Raw genomic sequence first — 18258 nt, 5'->3', positions numbered from 1 at the left:
CCTTACAACGTCCTCTAACCGCAGCCTCGGCTGCGGTTTTTTATTTACGCGCTAAATCACGGGCAAGGATCAGCGCCAAACCAAACACTTGAAGAAACAAACTGATGTTACGATACCAAGCAATACGCTCTTGCAGTTGAGCCATTTGCTCACTTAGCGTGATATTGTTTAAGTAGAAGCCATCAATTTGATCGCGATACTCCCGCTGTGCATCATCAATTAATTCCATCAGTTGCATCACATTGTGCTTAACCAACGGTGGAATAGGCGTATTTAACCAATCATTCAGATCCATTCTTATTGCATGCGCCACCTCCGCTATAGGCTGAGGCTGCGCCATATAAAGCAATAAAGACTCACGTTTACGCTCTAAGGTTTCAACACTATTCCACGCTAATTGAATTGAATACAAATGATCTTGTTTTTGTTGCGATAAGTGCGCTACCTCTCCACCAAGATCTTCGAGGACAATACTCGACATTAAAATCGCCAAGATATTTAACACCAACCCCACCAGCACCAATAACCATGCTGGAGGCAAAGACAATTTCATAGGTTATCCTATTCGCAATCAGTATCAGAGACCCACTTTGCTCGGCGCAGTCGCAATACGACTACCACAGCTTATCAAATGGCAGATAGACCACATTGAGTATCACCAAGGTAAACATGGTTGCGAATGTCAGTTTCATTCCCATGATTCGGCCTTTAAGATCTTGAGCTAATATCGCCCGTGCGTGCACAATCCGCGCAACGAGAAACAAAATCCCTATACCGTGAATCAGTAATACATTCGCACCGTTCATCTCTAGTAATGCCAGCAAAATAACCGTAATCGGAATCGAATCGACCGCATTCCCCTGCGCACTGCGCGCGATTTGCAGTCCTTCAATACCGCCATCTGCATACGCCACTTTATTTTTACGACGCTGCTTAATCACTTGTACCGCCAACCACATCATTAACACTGCCAACAAAGCTGCATAAAGCGCTGTAATCATACAATTTCTCCTTTTATACCAATCAGTGTAGGAGATATTCACCAGCTTGCTAATGGAAGCCTTATACGAAAAAGCCCCTCATTAGAGGGGCTTGTCATCGGTTAGCTTGTGGTCACTAAATCAACTTATAAAACAGCGTCGATAACGGTGGTAGGCTAATCAATAACGATTGCACTTGGCCTTCACTTTCAATCGCTTCCGTTTTGATTGTTGTATGTACTGTATAACCACTACCGTCATACTCTTTTGCATCGGTATTGAGTAGCAATTGATAATCACCTGCCAGAGGTACGCCCAAACGGAACTCATCGTGTGGCACTGGCGTAAAGTTGGTCACAACCAATACTCGCTCTCCCTGCTCGCTGATACGTTCATGAGCTAAGATGCTGGCATCTTCGGCATCTTGTAAGCGCCACTCAAAACCTTTCGGCTCACAATCTAACTCAAACAACGCGGGTTGTTGACGATAAAGCAGGTTCAAATCCCGAGTCAGATTTTGCACCCCTTGGTGACGCTCAAACTGCAACAGAAACCATTGCAGTTGGTCATCATGATTCCATTCGCCAGTTTGACCAAACTCCGCCCCCATGAAGTTAAGCTTCTTACCCGGTTGGCCATACATGTATCCCATATAAGCACGCAGGTTAGCCGTTTGCTGCCATTCATCACCTGGCATCTTGTTATGAATCGAACCTTTGCCATACACCACTTCATCGTGTGACAACGACAACACATAGTTTTCACTGTGCGCGTAGATCAACGGGAAAGTAATCGTGTTGTGGTGATATTTACGATGGACTGGATCTTGTTGGATATACGATAAACTGTCGTGCATCCAACCCATGTTCCATTTAAAACCAAAACCTAAGCCACCCATAAACGTAGGGGCAGAAACGCCCGGAAACGCCGTCGATTCTTCGGCAATGGTCATCGCATTCGGGAAGTGTTTATACACTTCTTCATTCATCCATTTTAGCGTCGCAATGGCATCGTAGTTTTCGTTACCACCATCAATATTCGGTAGCCATTGATCATGGCTGCGCGAGTAATCTAGATAAAGCATCGAAGCCACGGCATCAACTCGAATACCATCAATATGGAATTGTTCAAACCAGTACAAAGCATTGGACACTAAGAAACGACGGACATTCTCTCGGCCCATATCATAGATAAATGAGTTCCAATCCTGGTGCCAACCGCGACGCGGATCGGGATCGTGATAAAGCGGCGTACCATCAAAATTAGCTAAGCCATGATCATCGGATGGGAAGTGCGCTGGCACCCAATCGAGTATCACCCCGAGTCCCGCTTGGTGGCAGGCATCCACAAAGAACTTAAAATCATCTGGCGAGCCAAAACGGCTGGTTGGTGCAAATAATCCAACCGGTTGATAACCCCACGAACCATAAAATGGATGCTCAGAAACCGGCATCAGTTCCACATGGGTATACCCCATATCAACCAAATACGGTACGAGTTGTTCGGCCAATTGGCGGTAGTTGAGGAACTGATTGTTCTCATCTCGGCGCCATGAGCCAGGGTGCAATTCGTAAAATGACAACGCTTGCTTGCGCTTTTCCGTCACCGGACGTTGCTGCCACTGGCTATCTTGCCATTGGTAACGAGAGTGATCGTAGGTCACCGATGAAAACGACGGATGTTGCTCTGCAAAGAATCCCCATGGATCAGCCTTATGCGGCAACCCTTCTCCCTGCGGCCCTTTCATCTCAAATTTGTAACGCGTCCCTTCCGGTAAGTGAGGAATAAAGATCCCCCAAATACCGTAATCTAAACGTTGTAGTGGTGTGCGACGCCCATCCCAATGGTTAAAATCCGCCACCACGCTACATGCACTGGCATGCGGTGCATACACTAAAAATCGCGTACCGCTAATCGCTTTTCCATCACGCTCCAGCGTAACAAACTGCGCACCCATATGGTGATACATCGCTTTAGGTGTGTGTAAATCATCATATTCCGCGTAGATGCCATGATATTGGTAAGGGTCATCTATAATTTGTTCTGCACCATTCCAATCGACGGCTAATTGGTAGTGGGTAAAACGCAGATCGCGAGACTGAGTGAGCACAAAACCCGAATCATCTTCACGGATTAAATCAACGCGAGGTTCACCGTCAATCAGCAGAGCAACGTTATTAGCTCCCGGCATCCAGACTCGAAGTGAGCCCTCACTTAACGGTAGGTAAGGCCCCAAAAAAGCAAAAGGGTCGGCCATTGAGGCCTGTGAAAGTTGCTGATAAGCCTGTGTTATTTTGTCTACGGTCTTGGTGTTCAAGTTATTCTCTCCCTAGCGTAACTTTCGGCTTAGCAGTGACTAACAATTTGGTTTAGCCACTAAACAAGCAAAAGCCTGCTTAACATCAATAATCCCGTTAAGCAGGCGAATCAACCTAATCAATTAGGTGTAATATTTCATATAATGTCGCTCTATAGTACCCAAAACTGGGTTGCAATGGAGTGACCCATGCAGAAGTTTCGAGTGCAACTATACACATCAATAACTTAAGTGCGGCTTGCCTTGGCACGCGCCTGTGTGAGCTGTTCAGCTACTCGATTAACCCGAGGATCAGAAAACAGATCATCAAGGTTCATCGATAGTTTACGACGCCAGTTAGGGTATTCGTCGACCGTACCGGGAATATTGACTGGATTGTCCATTTGTAGCCAATCTTCAAGTTGAACACTAAATAGAGTGGATGAGCCATATCCAAGGTGCGTTTGCAGCGCTTCCGCCAAATATTCATCCATCGGAACAAACTGAGCATCACGACCCACTCCTTCCGGCAAAAGGCCGTGCCACGCCACTGAATCTAAAATACCCTGTTTACTTTTCAAACGCTGCTCAAACAAGATATCCAGCTGCTGTTGATCTGGGTACAAACCCAACTCTTGACCCATTTTGAGATCATCACAATGCCAGAAACCACGTAAAGTGGGCATGTCATGAGTACACAATGCCGACATAGATTGCGGCGCATAATGTTCAGGTGAAAGGTAGCCGCCGTCTTGTTTAGAGGTTTCAAAAAAGAACACTTTATAAGAGTGCACACCAGCATCACGTAAAATATCAACGATCTCTTCTGGCACAGTACCTAAATCTTCACCAATCACACTGCATTGATGACGATGAGATTCAAGAGCCAAAATAGCCAACATCTCTTCCACTGGATAATAGACATAGGCCCCTTTCGTCGCATTCTCCCCTTTTGGTATCCACCACAAACGCAGCAATCCTAATACGTGATCAATACGCAAAGCACCACAGTGCTGCATATTAGCCCGTAACAATTGGATATAAGCCTCGTATCCACTTGCTTGCAACGCCTGCGGATTCAACGGTGGCAGCCCCCAATTTTGTCCCAATGGCCCCAAGATATCTGGCGGAGCACCGATGCTGGCATCTAAGGCTAGAATGCCGTTATCTGCCCAAGTTTCAGCCCCAGAGTCCGCCACACCGACTGCCAAATCTCGATAGATCCCAACCGCCATCCCTTTTTGCTCAGCCAACGTTTGAGCTTCGTTTACTTGGCTATCTGCCACCCACTGTAGATACATATACAGATGAACGAGATCTTGTTGCTCACGAACAAATTGTTGTACCGCTTTACTCTCAAAACGGCGATACTTTTCAGGAAAAACAGGCCAGCCCCAAACACTATTGTCTTGCGCGTGCAATACGCTGTGCAAAGCATCAAACGTCGCTTGATGACGTAAGCTTTCACCACCTAATTCGACAAAATCGAGGAACGCTGAAGCGCGCTCGCTATTCGTATCAAGGTGACGCTTTTTGAATTCAGCAAACAACAACGGCAGTACCGCCAATTTTAGGCTCGCCACTTCACTGTAATTGACCCAGTGCGCATCACGTGCATTTTGCAGACGCTGTTGAAACTCTGCGCTGCCAACCAGTTGTTGAGCTTCTGAACACAAAGAAAACTCTGCCACAGAGCTGACATCGATATAGAGAATATTCAACCAACGACGCGATGAAGGGCTATAAGGACTTGCGCCTTCAGGGTTAGCAGGAAACAGCGAGTGAATAGGATTAAGACCAACAAAGTCGCCTCCTCGCTGGGCAATTTCTCCCACCAGTTGCTTCAAATCGCCAAAATCACCCATTCCCCAGTTGTGGGAGGTACGTAATGTGTAGAGTTGAACACTTGGCCCCCACATCTTTTTGCCATTCTCCATCTCAGCTTGTTTATAACAAGTATTAGGAGTGCGGATTAACGTCATGGTATAGGGCGCTTTTCTGCGCTTACGCTCCAGTGTTAACTGGTGATATCCCCAAGGCAGATCATTCGGCAGTGAAAAAACTAGCGGTCCACCCTCAGCGCGTTCATCACGTACAATTTGTGATTGTAAATAACCACCATAGACTTCACCGGTTTCGGTGACTAAACGCCAACTAAAATCACTTTCACGCGCGCTCACTCCAAGATGCAATGGAATCTCTATCGCTTGTTGATCACGAAAGACCATCGCGGATTGAAGTAGCTCTGGTTTATGCTTTTTCTTGGCTGAACTGAGTAGCTGCGCATCACTACTGGTGTCATAACCTAATGCCGCTAATAGACGTTCAATGGTTTGTGCTTCCACGGGAGTCTCTTCCCCCCATGCACTGACGTAATGATCGGCGATTCTCGCCATCTCAGCGACTTGCTTTAAGGTATTCGAATTTATCATCGCTTTCTCCAAAGGAACTTGATTTAGGCGTATGCCCACCGGTTCCCTCATACTCCTTTTAATCGCAAGAGCGTCCCGCATGACACGGCATTTAAGAGACTCTTGAACGAGCAATTATTAACAATTCACCAATTACAAAAGCGATTAACGTTGCACACTTTGTAGCTGCCAAATGTTATTCACATAGTCACGAATACTTCGGTCTGAGCTAAATTTCCCCACCAGCGCAGTGTTGAGGATCGCTTTTTTCGCCCAACCCGCTTGGTCGCGATATTGCCTATCCATATCTTCATGCGCTTGAATATAAGAAGCAAAATCTGCCAATACTAAATACGGGTCGCCACCATCCAATAAGCTATCGAACGTCGCGCGCAATTTACCCGGCTCACCCGGCGTAAATTCCTCACCCACCAGCAAATCTAAAGACGCTTTCAATAATGGATCGGCGTTGTAATAGTCGTACGGGTTGTAACCACCATTACGTACCTGTTCAACCTCATCAATATCAAGACCAAAAATGTAGATATTGTCGTCACCCACTTCTTCGCGAATTTCAACGTTCGCCCCATCCATGGTGCCGATGGTTAACGCGCCATTCAGCGCCATTTTCATGTTACCCGTGCCTGAGGCTTCTTTACCTGCGGTCGAAATTTGCTCCGAAACGTCCGCAGCTGGAATAATGATCTCTGCTAAACTCACGCGATAGTCGGGCATGAACACCACTTTGAGCTTATTGCCGATACGTGGGTCGTTATTGATTTTTTCGGCAATCATATTCAAGGCATAGATGATCTGTTTCGCGAGGTGATAACCTGGCGCCGCTTTAGCCGCGAAGATCACCACTCTTGGTGCCATATCAAAATCCGCATCATTAAGCAGGCGATGATAAAGCGACAGAATATGCAGCATATTGAGATGTTGACGCTTATATTCATGTAAGCGTTTTATCTGAACATCAAAAATGGCATTGGTATCCAGTTCAATATCCATATTGCGTTTCACCCAATCAGCCAAACGTTGCTTGTTAGCCTTTTTCACTGCCATAAACTGCTGTTGGAACTCCGCATCATTGGCATATTGAGAAATCGCTTCTAACTGATCCAACTTGGCTGGCCATTCATCACCAATTTTCTCACTGATCAATTGGCTCAAGCCCGGATTGCAGAACTTCAACCAACGACGTGGCGTAATGCCATTGGTGACATTTTGTAAACGCCCCGGATAAAGCTCATTAAACTCAGGGAATAAGTCGCGCTTGACCAATTGTGAGTGCAATGCCGCCACGCCATTAACCGCATAAGCACCGACCACACACAAGTTAGCCATGCGTACCATACGATGGAAACCTTCTTGAATAATCGATAGTTTCTGCTGCTTAGCAACATCACCCGGCCACTTAGCACGCACTTCTTGTAAGAACAGGTGATTGATTTGATAGATGATTTCCATATGGCGCGGCAATAAGCGTTGAATCAAAGATTCGCTCCACGTTTCGAGCGCTTCAGGCAGTAGCGTGTGGTTGGTATAAGCAAAGGTCTTAGAGCAAATCGCCCATGCATCCGCCCATTCCAAGCCCTTCTCATCCATAAAGATACGCATCAATTCAGGAATGGCGATGGTTGGGTGGGTATCATTCAATTGAATGGTTTCGTATTGAGGCAGAGAAGCTAGATCATGCCCTGCCTCTTCATGGCGACGCAAAATATCACGTACCGAGGCTGCACTATGAAAATACTGCTGCATCAAGCGCAGCGTTTTACCTTTCTCATGGTTGTCATTTGGATAGAGGACTTTGGTAATATTACCAGCATCAATCAAGGCGTGTTGCGCTTCAAAGTAGTTACCATTATTGAAGCTCTCCAAAGAGAATGGTGCAATAGCGCGACATTCCCACAAACGCAGTGGGTAAACGGTTTCACTTTGATAGCCGACAATCGGAATATCCCAAGGCATCGCTTTCACTGACATGCTTGGCACCCAACGGCGACGCTCACGTCCTTGCTCTTGGTACACTTCTACATGACCATAGAAACCAATTTCCTGAGCTAATTCAGGACGAGCAATTTCCCATGGATATCCCTCAACCCCACACCATGCATCTGGAGCTTCTTGTTGGTGCCCTTCAACAAAAGACTGTTTAAACAGACCATATTCATAATGCAGACCATAGCCCACTGTTGGGTATTCTTGCGCGGCCAATGAATCCATATAGCAAGCCGCAAGGCGACCTAAACCACCATTGCCTAATGACGGGTCTCGCTCTTCTTCAAGCAAATCGGTCAGGTTTTGTCCTAACTCATTCATGGCTTCCGTTATCTGTTCGTATAGGCCCATGCTGATCAGGTTGTTACCGGTTAGACGACCAATCAAAAATTCCAACGACAAATAGTTCACGCTCTTGGCATTGCGAATGCGCTCATCTTGCTCTGTTTCTAGCAGATCGAACGTCGTCAGCTCTGCTAGTGCGCGTCCCATAGCCAAATACCAAGCACGGCTTGAAGCTTGTTCGATAGTTGTCGCGTAAGTCGCACTGAGGTGTTTTTTCACGCTGTTTTGAAATGACGTTTTATCAAATTGAGTCTGTTGTAATGGTTTCATTGGCGAAATCCTTGCTGTTTTACTACCACTATCGTGCATGGCGGCACTCAGCAAAACATCCTCCTCCCCCTGCGAGTAATGAGGAGGAGTAGTGAGGGCGTAGATGAAATGAAGAAGAGGAGATACTCATATCCAGTGGTGAAGATCACAGAAATAGCCTGTATCGGCTCATTTAAGCGTTCTATGTCACACTATCCCGCAAATAAAACTCGTATCACTAACTAACAAGCTAGGTGAATCCTAATAAGCGATTGCACAAAGTGTTAATTTAATCACGTATTTTAAGTTCATCACATTCATTGCCTGTATAAAAATCAAACACCACTGCGGCATTTATCGTGGTAAAACAGCCTCTCAGCAGTAAGAAGTTGATCAAGTTCACAAATATGGGGCGTAGACGCTCACAAAAGGTGAATTCAGCATAACTCTGACTCGTCGGCTACTCGCGTTGACATAATTGTTCGGTACTATTAGTCAATAAATGCGATCGCCAGAGAGAAATGGCGATAACGATTGGTAACCCAAAGGAAAGGGTGCTCAACCGGTAACATGACAAGGATAGAAATCAGATGTGGATTCCTTCAAAGCTAACCAGTCCAGGGCGATTACATAACGCCATTTTACGACCTCGCGTGCTGGAATTGCTGCAAGATGCCACAGAGTACAAACTGATTTTATTTCGCTCTCCCGCTGGTTATGGCAAAACCACCATGGCCGCTCAATGGCTAGCAAAGCAGCAACATGTTGGTTGGTACAATATTGATGAAAGCGATAACGATGCCTTCCGCTTTATCAACTATTTACTGCAAGCACTGAATAGAGCCAGTGATAATGCTTGCCTTAATGCACTCAAATTGGCAGAAAAACGGCAATATGCCTCGTTAGAAAACCTGATCGGTGACGCGTTCACTGAAATGGACACGCTAGATAAACCCTGCTTTGTTGTGTTGGATGACTACCATTTGATTGAGGATGAATCGATCCATCAAGCAATGCGCTTTTTCATCAAACATATGCCCGATAAAATAACGCTGATCGTCACCAGCCGCACCACGCCATCTTTTGGTATTGCCAACCTGCGCGTTCGCGATCTGATGATAGAAATCGACAGCCACTTGCTGGCCTTTGACCGCGAAGAAACCAGTCGATTTTTCCAACAGCGTCTAACACATGAGCTCGATAGCACAACGACAGACTACCTGTGTGAATACGTCGAGGGCTGGGCTTCGGCACTGCAATTAATTGCGCTACAAACAACACAGCAAAGCCAGTCATTACTGCAATCAGCGCACACTCTTTCACACTCTTTGCCACAAGCACTCTCGCCAATAACAGATGGCAAAGATCACGTTCGATTCAATCAAGCACATCTGTGGGATTATTTAGTCGAAGAAGTGTTTGACCAGCTTGATAACGCGACACAACAATTCATGTTGCACTGCTCAGTACTAGACCATTTTAATGACGCTATCGCCGCACAAGTCACCCAACAAGAAGATGCGCTCAGCCGCATTGAGGCTCTCAGCCGGTATGGCTTGTTTATTCATCGCCTTGATGAAAACAATTGGTATCGCTTTCATAACTTGTTTGCCGACTTTCTCAGCCATGAACGTCATGCTCGGATTCCACAGCAAGAAGCTCAACTGCAAAGTGCCGCGGCCCACGCTTGGCTTAAACAAGCGATGCCTCAGCAAGCACTGCTTCATGCAAAAAAATCCTCGAATAGTGATCTAATTGCAAACATATTGCAGCAATATGGATGGAATATGTTTAATAATGGCGAGTTAGAAGCACTCGAATCAGCGATTCTTCGCCTACCTAATGAGGTACTTTATCAGCGCCCCATCTTGCCTATGCTGCAAGCATGGTTGGCTCAAAGCCAGCATCGCTATCACGATGTCGAGCGCTTACTTGACCAAGCAGACCAAGAGATGCAGCGCCTTAACATCACGTTAAGTGCCACTGACCAAGGGGAATTCAACGCATTACGAGCGCAAATTGCCATCAATCAGAACGAGCCTGAGCGAGCGCTAGCCTTGGCAGAACTGGCGCTGAGCCAGATCGACAATACGGTGTATCACAGCCGTATCGTTGCTACCTCGGTAATTGGAGAAGTAAACCATGTGCTTGGCCATCTTGAGCGCGCGCTCCCCATGATGCAACAAACCGAAAAGCTCGCTCGTCAATATCAAGTACACCATCATGCCCTGTGGGCGATGTTACAACAGAGCGAAATTTTGATCGCCCAAGGCTATGCTCAAGCCGCGTATGATGTTCAAGAAAACGCCTTTAAGCTGATTGAAGATCAACAACTACAACAGCTACCACTACACGAATTTTTATTGCGTATTCGTTCGCAATTACTTTGGAGTTGGCACCGTCTGGATGAGGCTGAATTTTGCGCTTATGAGGGCTTACGAGTATTAGAAAATCAGCCAGCTAAAGATCACCTTCATTGCTATTCCATGCTCGCACGAATTGCAATTGGACGTGGAGAGTTGGACAAAGCTGCTAAGTCTATCGACCAGATCAATCATCTACTCAAGCTTTCAACTTACCACGTAGACTGGACGGCCAATGCCTCGTTATCGCAGATTCTTTATTGGCAATCTCGTGGCGATCAAAGTGCGATGCAGCAATGGCTAGAGAATACTCAGCGACCTGATACCGCGGCCAATCATTTTACTCAATTACAATGGCGTAATATCGCACGTGTGCAAATCCACCTAGGGCAATTCAAGCATGCCAAGCAAACCCTGTTATTTCTGCAACAACAAGCAGATTGTCATCACTTGGTAACCGATACCAATCGCAATATGATCCTTGAAGCCGTTTTAACAATCCACCTTGGCGATGAAACTCAAGCTAAACAAGTCCTGAAAAATGCCCTGATACTGACCAATCAAACCGGTATTGTTGGGCAGTACATCATTGAAGGAAAAATGCTCGCCCCTCTTTTGCATAAGCTCAATCATAAATCCGAGCTGGACGATCTTGAACGCCATCGTGCCCAGCACCTACTCAAGGCTATCTCAACAACACAGCGTTGCCGTTCAATCCACTTTGATGAAGAGTTTGTCACCAAGCTGGTCAACCATCCAGAAATCCCTCAGGTAGTGCGAACCAGTCCACTGACCCTACGTGAATGGCAGGTGCTTGGGTTGATTTATTCTGGCTTTAGTAATGAACAAATCGCCCATGAATTGGACGTTGCCGCCACCACGATTAAAACTCATATTCGCAACCTTTATCAGAAACTCAATATCAGTAATCGCAAAGAAGCCGTCATGACCGCGGAGAAATTACTCAACTTAATAGGCGACTAATTCACTGTGGATTCACAACTAAGAGGCAACGAATTGACCGCATTGCCTTTGGTTAATTTGTCATAAAAATCACTATCTAAAAGGGCTACGCAGAGATAGACAACGGGATTATCAATTATTTTTTGATAATGTTTTAATGATGAGAAGGTTTTTCTTTATCTTCGCTCACTCTAGAATGCATTCCAACAACACGGCAATCTGCCAAGACATTTAGATTAGTAGGGTACGAATATGACTCATCCAATTATCGCTGACTTAGAATCTCGCTACACAGCTAAAGCTTATGATCCATCAAAACGTATCTCTGCGGCGGATCTTGAGGTGATCTACCAAGCGATTCGTTTATCAGCCTCTTCTATCAACTCACAGCCTTGGAAATTCATTGTGATTGAAAGCGACGAAGCCAAGCAACGTCTGCATGACACTTTTGCCAACAAGCATCAGTTCAACCAGCCACATGCTAAGAGTGCATCGCACACCATCTTGTTCGCTTACAACCCGAACTACACTAAAGATCTGTACAAAAAAGTGGTTGATGCAGAAGTGACCTCTGGCCACTTACCAGCGGATATGTACGACACCATGCTAAATGGCGCTTACGGTTTTGCAGAAGCAAATACCGATGAGAATGGCTTTAATGGCAACTGGACTCGCTCACAAACTTACCTTGCCCTTGGTAATACACTGCATGTCCTTGCACGTCTAGGTATTGATTCAACCACGATGGAAGGTGTTGATTCTGAGTTGATCGGCGAGCTGTTCAAAGAAGAATTGGATGGCTACGTTTGTGAAGTGGCACTGTCTATGGGTTACCATCAAGATGGCGCTGACTACAACTTTGGCAAGCCGAAAGCTCGCCTACCTATGGTCGATATCCTGCAAGTCGTATAACCACCAGATTTTAAATAAGGCTCAAATTTCACTGCCTGTTAAAGCCTCGCGATAGCGGGGCTTTTTTATCAAACCAGCATACTTATAAAGCGCGTTATTCAATCGATGCTCTGTCCTCTTATAACCGAGCAACCCAAGCAATATTGCCGCTTATGAGTAACGCTTTCATTGCTAATCAATTTTGCGTTGAGGCTTGTCGATCTGCTACTGTGAAAAAGAACACTATACTCAAACTGCTTAAAACTTTGCTTGAGCCGCCAATTGTTGCTCAAGATCTGCACTCTAAGTAGACAGAAAACAAAACTTATATTTACAGTAAGGAAGCCACATGCGCCAAATTACTTCGTTGTTATTACTTGTCCTTGCGACAGTTGCCTTGCCTGCACACAGTGAAGAGAAATACTCCGAATCCGACCTTCTTGATCGCCCATTGATGGAGCGATATATCCTTGATGAAATAAAATCTCTGCGCCAATCGCAGCAAGATTTAGAGCGCCGTATGGTGATTGAAATCACCGACCGAGAACTCGCGGTCGCCGATAAATCCTTAAACTATGCCAACGTCACCGTCACCTACTTTTTCTACATTATCGCGGGTGTTGCATCGATGATTGCCTTTATTGGTTGGCAATCGTTACGTGAATTCAAACACAACACCAAAGAGATGGCAGAAAGTCGTTTGGACTCGATCGCACAAGACTATGAGAAAAAATTCAGTGCACTAGAGCGGGATCTAAAACGTAAGACCCGTATTATCAGCGAAAACAATAAAGAAATTGAGATAATCAACGAAGTTCACAACTTATGGCTTCGCGCACAGAGCATGCAAACTCCAGAGCAAAAAATTGAAGTCTACGATGAGATTCTTCACATACGCCCAGGAGACTTAGAAGCACTGACTTACAAAGCCGATGCCGCAATGGAAATCAACGAATATAACTGGGCACTGAGTATGTGTAACCGAGTGCTCGAAGTTGATGATACCAACGGCCCAGCGCTCTATCAACGTGCTTGCGCCTTTGCTCGATTAGGCATTGAAGACCAAGCGATTGAAGATTTGCAACGAGCCATCGACGCCAGCCCTTCGATTAAAGATCTCATCGCCAGCGAAAGTGATTTTGAATCTCTGCAAGGAAACCAGCGCTTCGAAGCCATGCTAGAACAGTATGCTGACGAAGCCTCAGGCGCTGAAATTACGCGCTAGAAGCGAGAAGATTTGGTCACTATTTGCAATTCTGTCCAGTATCCTCATAAAAAAAGCACCACAATAGTGGTGCTTTGTCTTAGCTCAGCTGTTTGGGGTTACAGCTTCGTCCAAGCTTCTTTCCAGTAAAGGCTATCCGCTGGCGCGTAAGAAGCGCTCGCACACCATGCCGTTGTCGGCCAAGGCTTACACTCATATACCGCGTTATCAGCGCCTAACACACGATCACCCGCTTGGTAATTTGTGCCCGCTTGGTATGGCGGAATATCACTCGGTGGCGGAGTCACAGTGCCTTCTTCTTTGACTAAGAATGACTGGCTAAAGACCACCATTTCACCATCTGCTGCCGAACCTGTTACCTCAAGCGTATATTGGCCTACTTGCGCGTCATAGATTTCTAATGTGATCGCTTTCGTGTCCACTAAGTTAACTTGAGCTTGATTCACCACAGTATTGCTGCTGTCTAGTGCCATAACGGTCACATCCAGCGCTTCATTCGCTGCCAGTGATAGCGATAAGTTCACACTGCCATTCGCGGCAACATACTCTGACGCAAGTCCCGTCACCGTCATTTCCAAATCCGTCTCTGGATCTGGCGTTTCACCGCCACAAGAGCTGTCAGAAACTTTCTTCCAAACGCCCCACTCACCAGTGGTACCTGGCTCATCACCGCGAGTCCACCAACCGGCTTCCCAAGTGGCGCCATCGTGCGATACTTGGTTGCCTTCAACGTAAGTGGTTGCCGCATCCCATGCATTGGCACAACTGCTACCATCATTGACAACGACGTTGCGCTCAACACGTACCGTTTGATTTGCGCTGTCAGTCACCGCATATTCAAGCGCATAAGTACCCGCAACAGCCGTATCTACTTGGCCTGAAACGCGAATTTGCTCCGTTAGCTCACCATCTTCCGCATCCGTTGCCGTCACACCCGTAAGTGGGTTAAATGCACTGCCAATCAGAACCGTCGTATCAGACACACCACTAAATACAGGCTTCTGGCTATAAACTTCAACACTACGTGCTTTTACCGTTTCATTGTTGTCACTATCTTGCACGCGATAAGTCAGTACGTAAGTGCCGATCTGGTTTGTATCAACAATACCTTCAACCACGATCGTATTGGTCAGTTCGCCATCTTCTTTATCCGACGCCGTCACGCCTGCTAGCTCATTAAACGCACTACCATGCAGCACACGTGTGTTCTCAACCCCTTTCAGAACAGGTACGCCTGCTGGCGGTGGTGGTGGAGGTGTTTGTCCGTGTACAAATGAGCCGTAATCTTTAATGAACTGTTCGTTATATGCTTGGCCTGCTGCGTTGGTCCCCATGTCCCAGTTAACTGACCAAGTCATCACTCCACGCAGTGGCTGACCTTGTGCGCTTAGACGTGCAAATGCATCGTAAAGATCTTGTGGGTTTTGCACGTAACCCGTTGCTGCCGCATCAATGCTCGATGGAATACCAAACACTAATTTGCTGCTTGGGATTTGGTGGAAACCACGAGTGCCATTGACCAACGAGTCAGAAATGTAGTAGATAAATTCTTCTTTCAGCGCATCGTTATTTTGAGCAATCCAGCCGACACCATCAATCCAAATGCCGTCGCCACCTTGGTTGTAGAACTGTGGGTTAATCCAATCGTAATAACCTTCTAGGTTCTCAATGTATGGCACGTATTTACCATGTTGAACTAGGTAAGGAAATTCTTTCCTTGTGCTTGGTAGTGATCTTTCACCATACGTAGCGCAGCAGGAATAACCGTTTGGTTATCAGCCGCGGTTACCGCCGCTTGCTCTAGATCGATGTCTAGGCCATCAAAGCCATAACGATCCGTGACACGAATAATTTCATCGGCAAAAGCACGCTCGTCGCCCGCTTTCAATTCAACGTGAGCATCAGCACCACCCAGCGCAATCAGTACAGAGCGGCCTTGCTTGTTTAACTCACCAATTTGGTCAATAAATTGCTGCTCAGAAAGGCCAATAGCTGGGTCTAAACGAAAGGTGGGAATACGGCCTTCAGCAACATCAAACACTTTCATAAATGAAACGTTGACGACGTTATACATTGGATCAACTTCTTCCAGTGTCACACACGGTGCATTGCCCCCTTTATAACCAGCACCATCACACCAGTTATGCCAGTAACCGACAACAACACCCGCTTCTGGGTTGACCATTTTTGAGCTGTCAGCGTATGCCGCGCCAGATGCAGCTGCGATACCGACCGATATTGCTAATTGAAGTGCATTAAGTTTTAACATGTCCTACTTCCACAAAAATCGCTGTGGTTATCACAGCTTTGAAAACTAATTTTAGTCGGCAAATTTTGTTTTCAGATATGGCTATTTGCAGAAAAACAACACGTTTTAGTCAAATCGAGATCTTCTGTCACGATATGAAAAACAAAAGCACGTTTTTATTGACTCACAAAAGGTTAAATGCAGTTAAGTCACTGAAAGATTTGGAACTAATATTACAAAAAAGCCCCATCAGTGTGGGGCTTTTCCTACAAGCTAACAAACCGAATGGCTATTGGTTAATCAATCAGTGATTAATTTGTAAAAAACGACGCAACACTTCACCGACCACTTCTGGGTACTCGTTATGTGCCTCATGTTCGGTAAATGGGACATTGAAAAACTCGCAATCTGGTACGCGACTGATTAATGTTATCGCTTCTGAAAGAGAGAATAAGTCATCTCTGTCGCCACGAATAATCAACGTCGAGCAATTGATGTCATCCACTTGCTCATTAGGGTATCCATTCTCAGATGTGTCTAGCCAGAGTTCTTTCACCTCTTCAACAAGCAAATTAAAATCAGCTTGAGGGTTAATCTCATTGTAGCGAGCCACTTGCTCTTCAAACTCTGCTTGCCAGTCTTCAGCCGTCAAATCTTGCAAAAGCTCGATTGAAGGATCATCAGGGTGTAAACGCCATTGAGAGCCCAGCGTCGTTAAACTTAATAGACGGTGATCATAGAGTGCAGCCAAGCGATAGCCAACAATGCCGCCATCACTAAAGCCAAATAGATGAAATTTATAAATTTGCAGATGATCCAGTATCGCTTCAACGTCTTGTTGGTAGCGAGCGTAGCTCAAAGGCAACTCACCCAGCGTTGAACGACCATGACCACGTAAGTCAATTCGGATGATTTTAAACACATCCGGTACGTAACCTAATAGCCCATCAAAATCTTCACTACTCCCCAAACCGCCATGCAACATCACTAGCGGTTGACCATCAGGATTGCCCGACTCTTGGTAGTAAATTTCAGCGCCATCAATTAATAAATGCTGACCAAAACCAGACATAATCCTTCCTTATCATGTTGTAAATCAGGTTCATTCTAGTGTGTGCAAATATTTAACAACGTCCATATCTTCACAGAATGAGTCGCAAAGCCGTGCCTTAGTCTCATTATTCAATCAAACTTTCTTCGCAAGAAGATTCCTCCAACTGACGAAATGAAAAAGCCCCGCAATTTCTTGCAGGGCTTAGATCTGAGTAACACAGCACTTAGAACGTCAGAGCATCGCCTTGAGCTGGGAATAAGAAGTTCACACCCAGCGTGTTCGCCGCATCCAGTTGGCGTTTAATCACAACTTGTGGGTCTTCCCCTTTCTTCAAGCTGTATTTAATATGGCTAACCACAACATCGAGACCTTTCAAGCTGCCTTTGCCAGCCATCGACTCTAACACGGTTAGCTCCTTCATCAGCCAATTAGGTGTTAGATGACCAAATAGAGCTTTATCTGGCGTTTCATTGGTAAATGACACTTCAATCACAATGCCCTTTAGCTGCCCTTGCTTAACAAATGGCGTTAGCGCTGACCACACTTTATTAAGCGCATCGCTCTTTTCTACTGCATCTGGCCCCGTATCACCAAAGTAAGCAAATACGTCACCTTGGGTATCTTTCAGCAAAAATGCTGTCGATTCTCCACCAGAATGCGATAGCGGCATGGCCATAACTTGCATCGTCGTGCCTTTGACTGCCTGCCATTGGTATTGGGTTAAATCGGTATAGGTGTATTTGCTAAGCTTAAAGCCATTACCTTCGTTACCAAAGTTAGGCCATGCCGACCAGTTGAAGTAGTTATTCATCAACCCTTCGTTCGTCGATGCCAAACCGTAAATAGGTTTATGGCTGTCATCCGGTGAACTAATAATCATGCCTGCCACATGATCTAAGTGAGCGTGACTAATTAAATAGCCTTTGATCTTCTCTTTAAGTAGATAGCCGACTTTAGTGTACTTGGAATCTTCCGGCACTTTCACATCCGCAAACGCACCTTTTTGCTCAGACACAATCAAGCCGTTCACTACCGAACCGGCATCCAATAGCACGTAGTTATCATCAAGCTCGCTCTTGAGCATAAATGCCGTAAGATTGCCGTCTTGAATGCCCCCTTTACTGCCCAGTGTGACGGTTTCAAATCCCGCTGCACTCGCATTAATTGCGACACCAAGTGACAAACAACCCACTAGCACTGCCAATTTCGTTTTTAGCATATCCATTCTT

The 18258-nt window shown here is 45.8% G+C and carries 10 protein-coding genes and 1 pseudogene; 3 read left to right on the top strand and 8 right to left on the bottom strand.

The window, feature by feature from the left end:
* Positions 1-40: 40 nt before the first annotated feature.
* The 5 genes from RJD38_RS17135 to RJD38_RS17115 all read right to left on the bottom strand — a co-directional run bounded on the left by RJD38_RS17135 (position 41) and on the right by RJD38_RS17115 (position 8306).
* Complete coding sequence (locus RJD38_RS17135; protein WP_009733710.1) at positions 41-553, bottom strand: hypothetical protein; 513 nt, start codon at positions 551-553, stop codon at positions 41-43.
* 61 nt (positions 554-614) lie between these two features.
* Positions 615-1001, bottom strand: coding sequence for an MAPEG family protein (locus RJD38_RS17130; RefSeq protein ID WP_065546699.1), 387 nt, complete (start codon positions 999-1001; stop codon positions 615-617).
* A 115-nt stretch (positions 1002-1116) separates the two neighbouring features.
* A complete protein-coding gene (glgB, locus tag RJD38_RS17125) occupies positions 1117-3237 on the bottom strand; it encodes a 1,4-alpha-glucan branching protein GlgB (protein ID WP_406853493.1) in 2121 nt (706 codons plus the stop codon).
* 287 nt (positions 3238-3524) lie between these two features.
* A complete protein-coding gene (gene malQ / locus RJD38_RS17120) occupies positions 3525-5708 on the bottom strand; it encodes a 4-alpha-glucanotransferase (protein WP_065546697.1) in 2184 nt (727 codons plus the stop codon).
* 144 nt (positions 5709-5852) lie between these two features.
* Positions 5853-8306, bottom strand: coding sequence for a glycogen/starch/alpha-glucan phosphorylase (locus RJD38_RS17115; RefSeq protein ID WP_065546696.1), 2454 nt, complete (start codon positions 8304-8306; stop codon positions 5853-5855).
* 569 nt (positions 8307-8875) lie between these two features.
* Here RJD38_RS17115 and malT point away from each other — a divergent pair.
* The 3 genes from malT (at position 8876) to RJD38_RS17100 (ending at position 13727) form a co-directional block, all read left to right on the top strand.
* Positions 8876-11632 carry an HTH-type transcriptional regulator MalT gene (malT, locus tag RJD38_RS17110; RefSeq protein WP_065546695.1) on the top strand — a complete coding sequence of 919 codons (2757 nt, stop codon included), beginning with the start codon at positions 8876-8878 and terminating at the stop codon, positions 11630-11632.
* A 231-nt stretch (positions 11633-11863) separates the two neighbouring features.
* Positions 11864-12523: an NAD(P)H-dependent oxidoreductase gene (locus RJD38_RS17105; RefSeq protein ID WP_065431177.1), complete on the top strand. Its 660-nt coding sequence runs from the start codon at positions 11864-11866 to the stop codon at positions 12521-12523.
* Between the two features lie 328 nt (positions 12524-12851).
* On the top strand, positions 12852-13727 hold the full coding sequence (locus tag RJD38_RS17100) for a tetratricopeptide repeat protein (protein WP_065431178.1): 876 nt from the start codon (positions 12852-12854) through the stop codon (positions 13725-13727).
* A 98-nt stretch (positions 13728-13825) separates the two neighbouring features.
* On the opposite strand, the pseudogene RJD38_RS17095 reads toward RJD38_RS17100, so the two are convergent.
* From RJD38_RS17095 to RJD38_RS17085, 3 genes and pseudogenes are all read right to left on the bottom strand, one after another.
* Positions 13826-15996 (bottom strand): annotated as a pseudogene (locus RJD38_RS17095) (immunoglobulin-like domain-containing protein).
* Positions 15997-16279: 283 nt separating this feature from the next.
* Positions 16280-17047, bottom strand: coding sequence for an alpha/beta fold hydrolase (locus RJD38_RS17090; RefSeq protein ID WP_005596492.1), 768 nt, complete (start codon positions 17045-17047; stop codon positions 16280-16282).
* A gap of 205 nt (positions 17048-17252) precedes the next feature.
* A complete protein-coding gene (locus RJD38_RS17085; protein WP_065546839.1) occupies positions 17253-18248 on the bottom strand; it encodes an MBL fold metallo-hydrolase in 996 nt (331 codons plus the stop codon).
* Between the last annotated feature and the right edge of the window lie 10 nt (positions 18249-18258).

Source organism: Vibrio scophthalmi (assembly GCF_040869025.1).
GTDB lineage: Bacteria > Pseudomonadota > Gammaproteobacteria > Enterobacterales > Vibrionaceae > Vibrio > Vibrio scophthalmi.
Note: the sequence above shows the minus strand (reverse complement) of the source record. Positions and strands in the feature narration are given on the sequence as shown.

Coding starts and splice junctions, on each gene's coding strand:
- RJD38_RS17100 (WP_065431178.1), top strand. CDS start 12,852: ATGCGCCAAATTACTTCGTTGTTATTACTTGTCCTTGCGACAGTTGCC.
- RJD38_RS17090 (WP_005596492.1), bottom strand. CDS start 17,047: ATGTCTGGTTTTGGTCAGCATTTATTAATTGATGGCGCTGAAATTTAC.
- RJD38_RS17130 (WP_065546699.1), bottom strand. CDS start 1,001: ATGATTACAGCGCTTTATGCAGCTTTGTTGGCAGTGTTAATGATGTGG.
- glgB (WP_406853493.1), bottom strand. CDS start 3,237: ATGGCCGACCCTTTTGCTTTTTTGGGGCCTTACCTACCGTTAAGTGAG.
- RJD38_RS17115 (WP_065546696.1), bottom strand. CDS start 8,306: ATGAAACCATTACAACAGACTCAATTTGATAAAACGTCATTTCAAAAC.
- RJD38_RS17105 (WP_065431177.1), top strand. CDS start 11,864: ATGACTCATCCAATTATCGCTGACTTAGAATCTCGCTACACAGCTAAA.
- malT (WP_065546695.1), top strand. CDS start 8,876: ATGTGGATTCCTTCAAAGCTAACCAGTCCAGGGCGATTACATAACGCC.
- RJD38_RS17135 (WP_009733710.1), bottom strand. CDS start 553: ATGAAATTGTCTTTGCCTCCAGCATGGTTATTGGTGCTGGTGGGGTTG.
- malQ (WP_065546697.1), bottom strand. CDS start 5,708: ATGATAAATTCGAATACCTTAAAGCAAGTCGCTGAGATGGCGAGAATC.
- RJD38_RS17085 (WP_065546839.1), bottom strand. CDS start 18,248: ATGCTAAAAACGAAATTGGCAGTGCTAGTGGGTTGTTTGTCACTTGGT.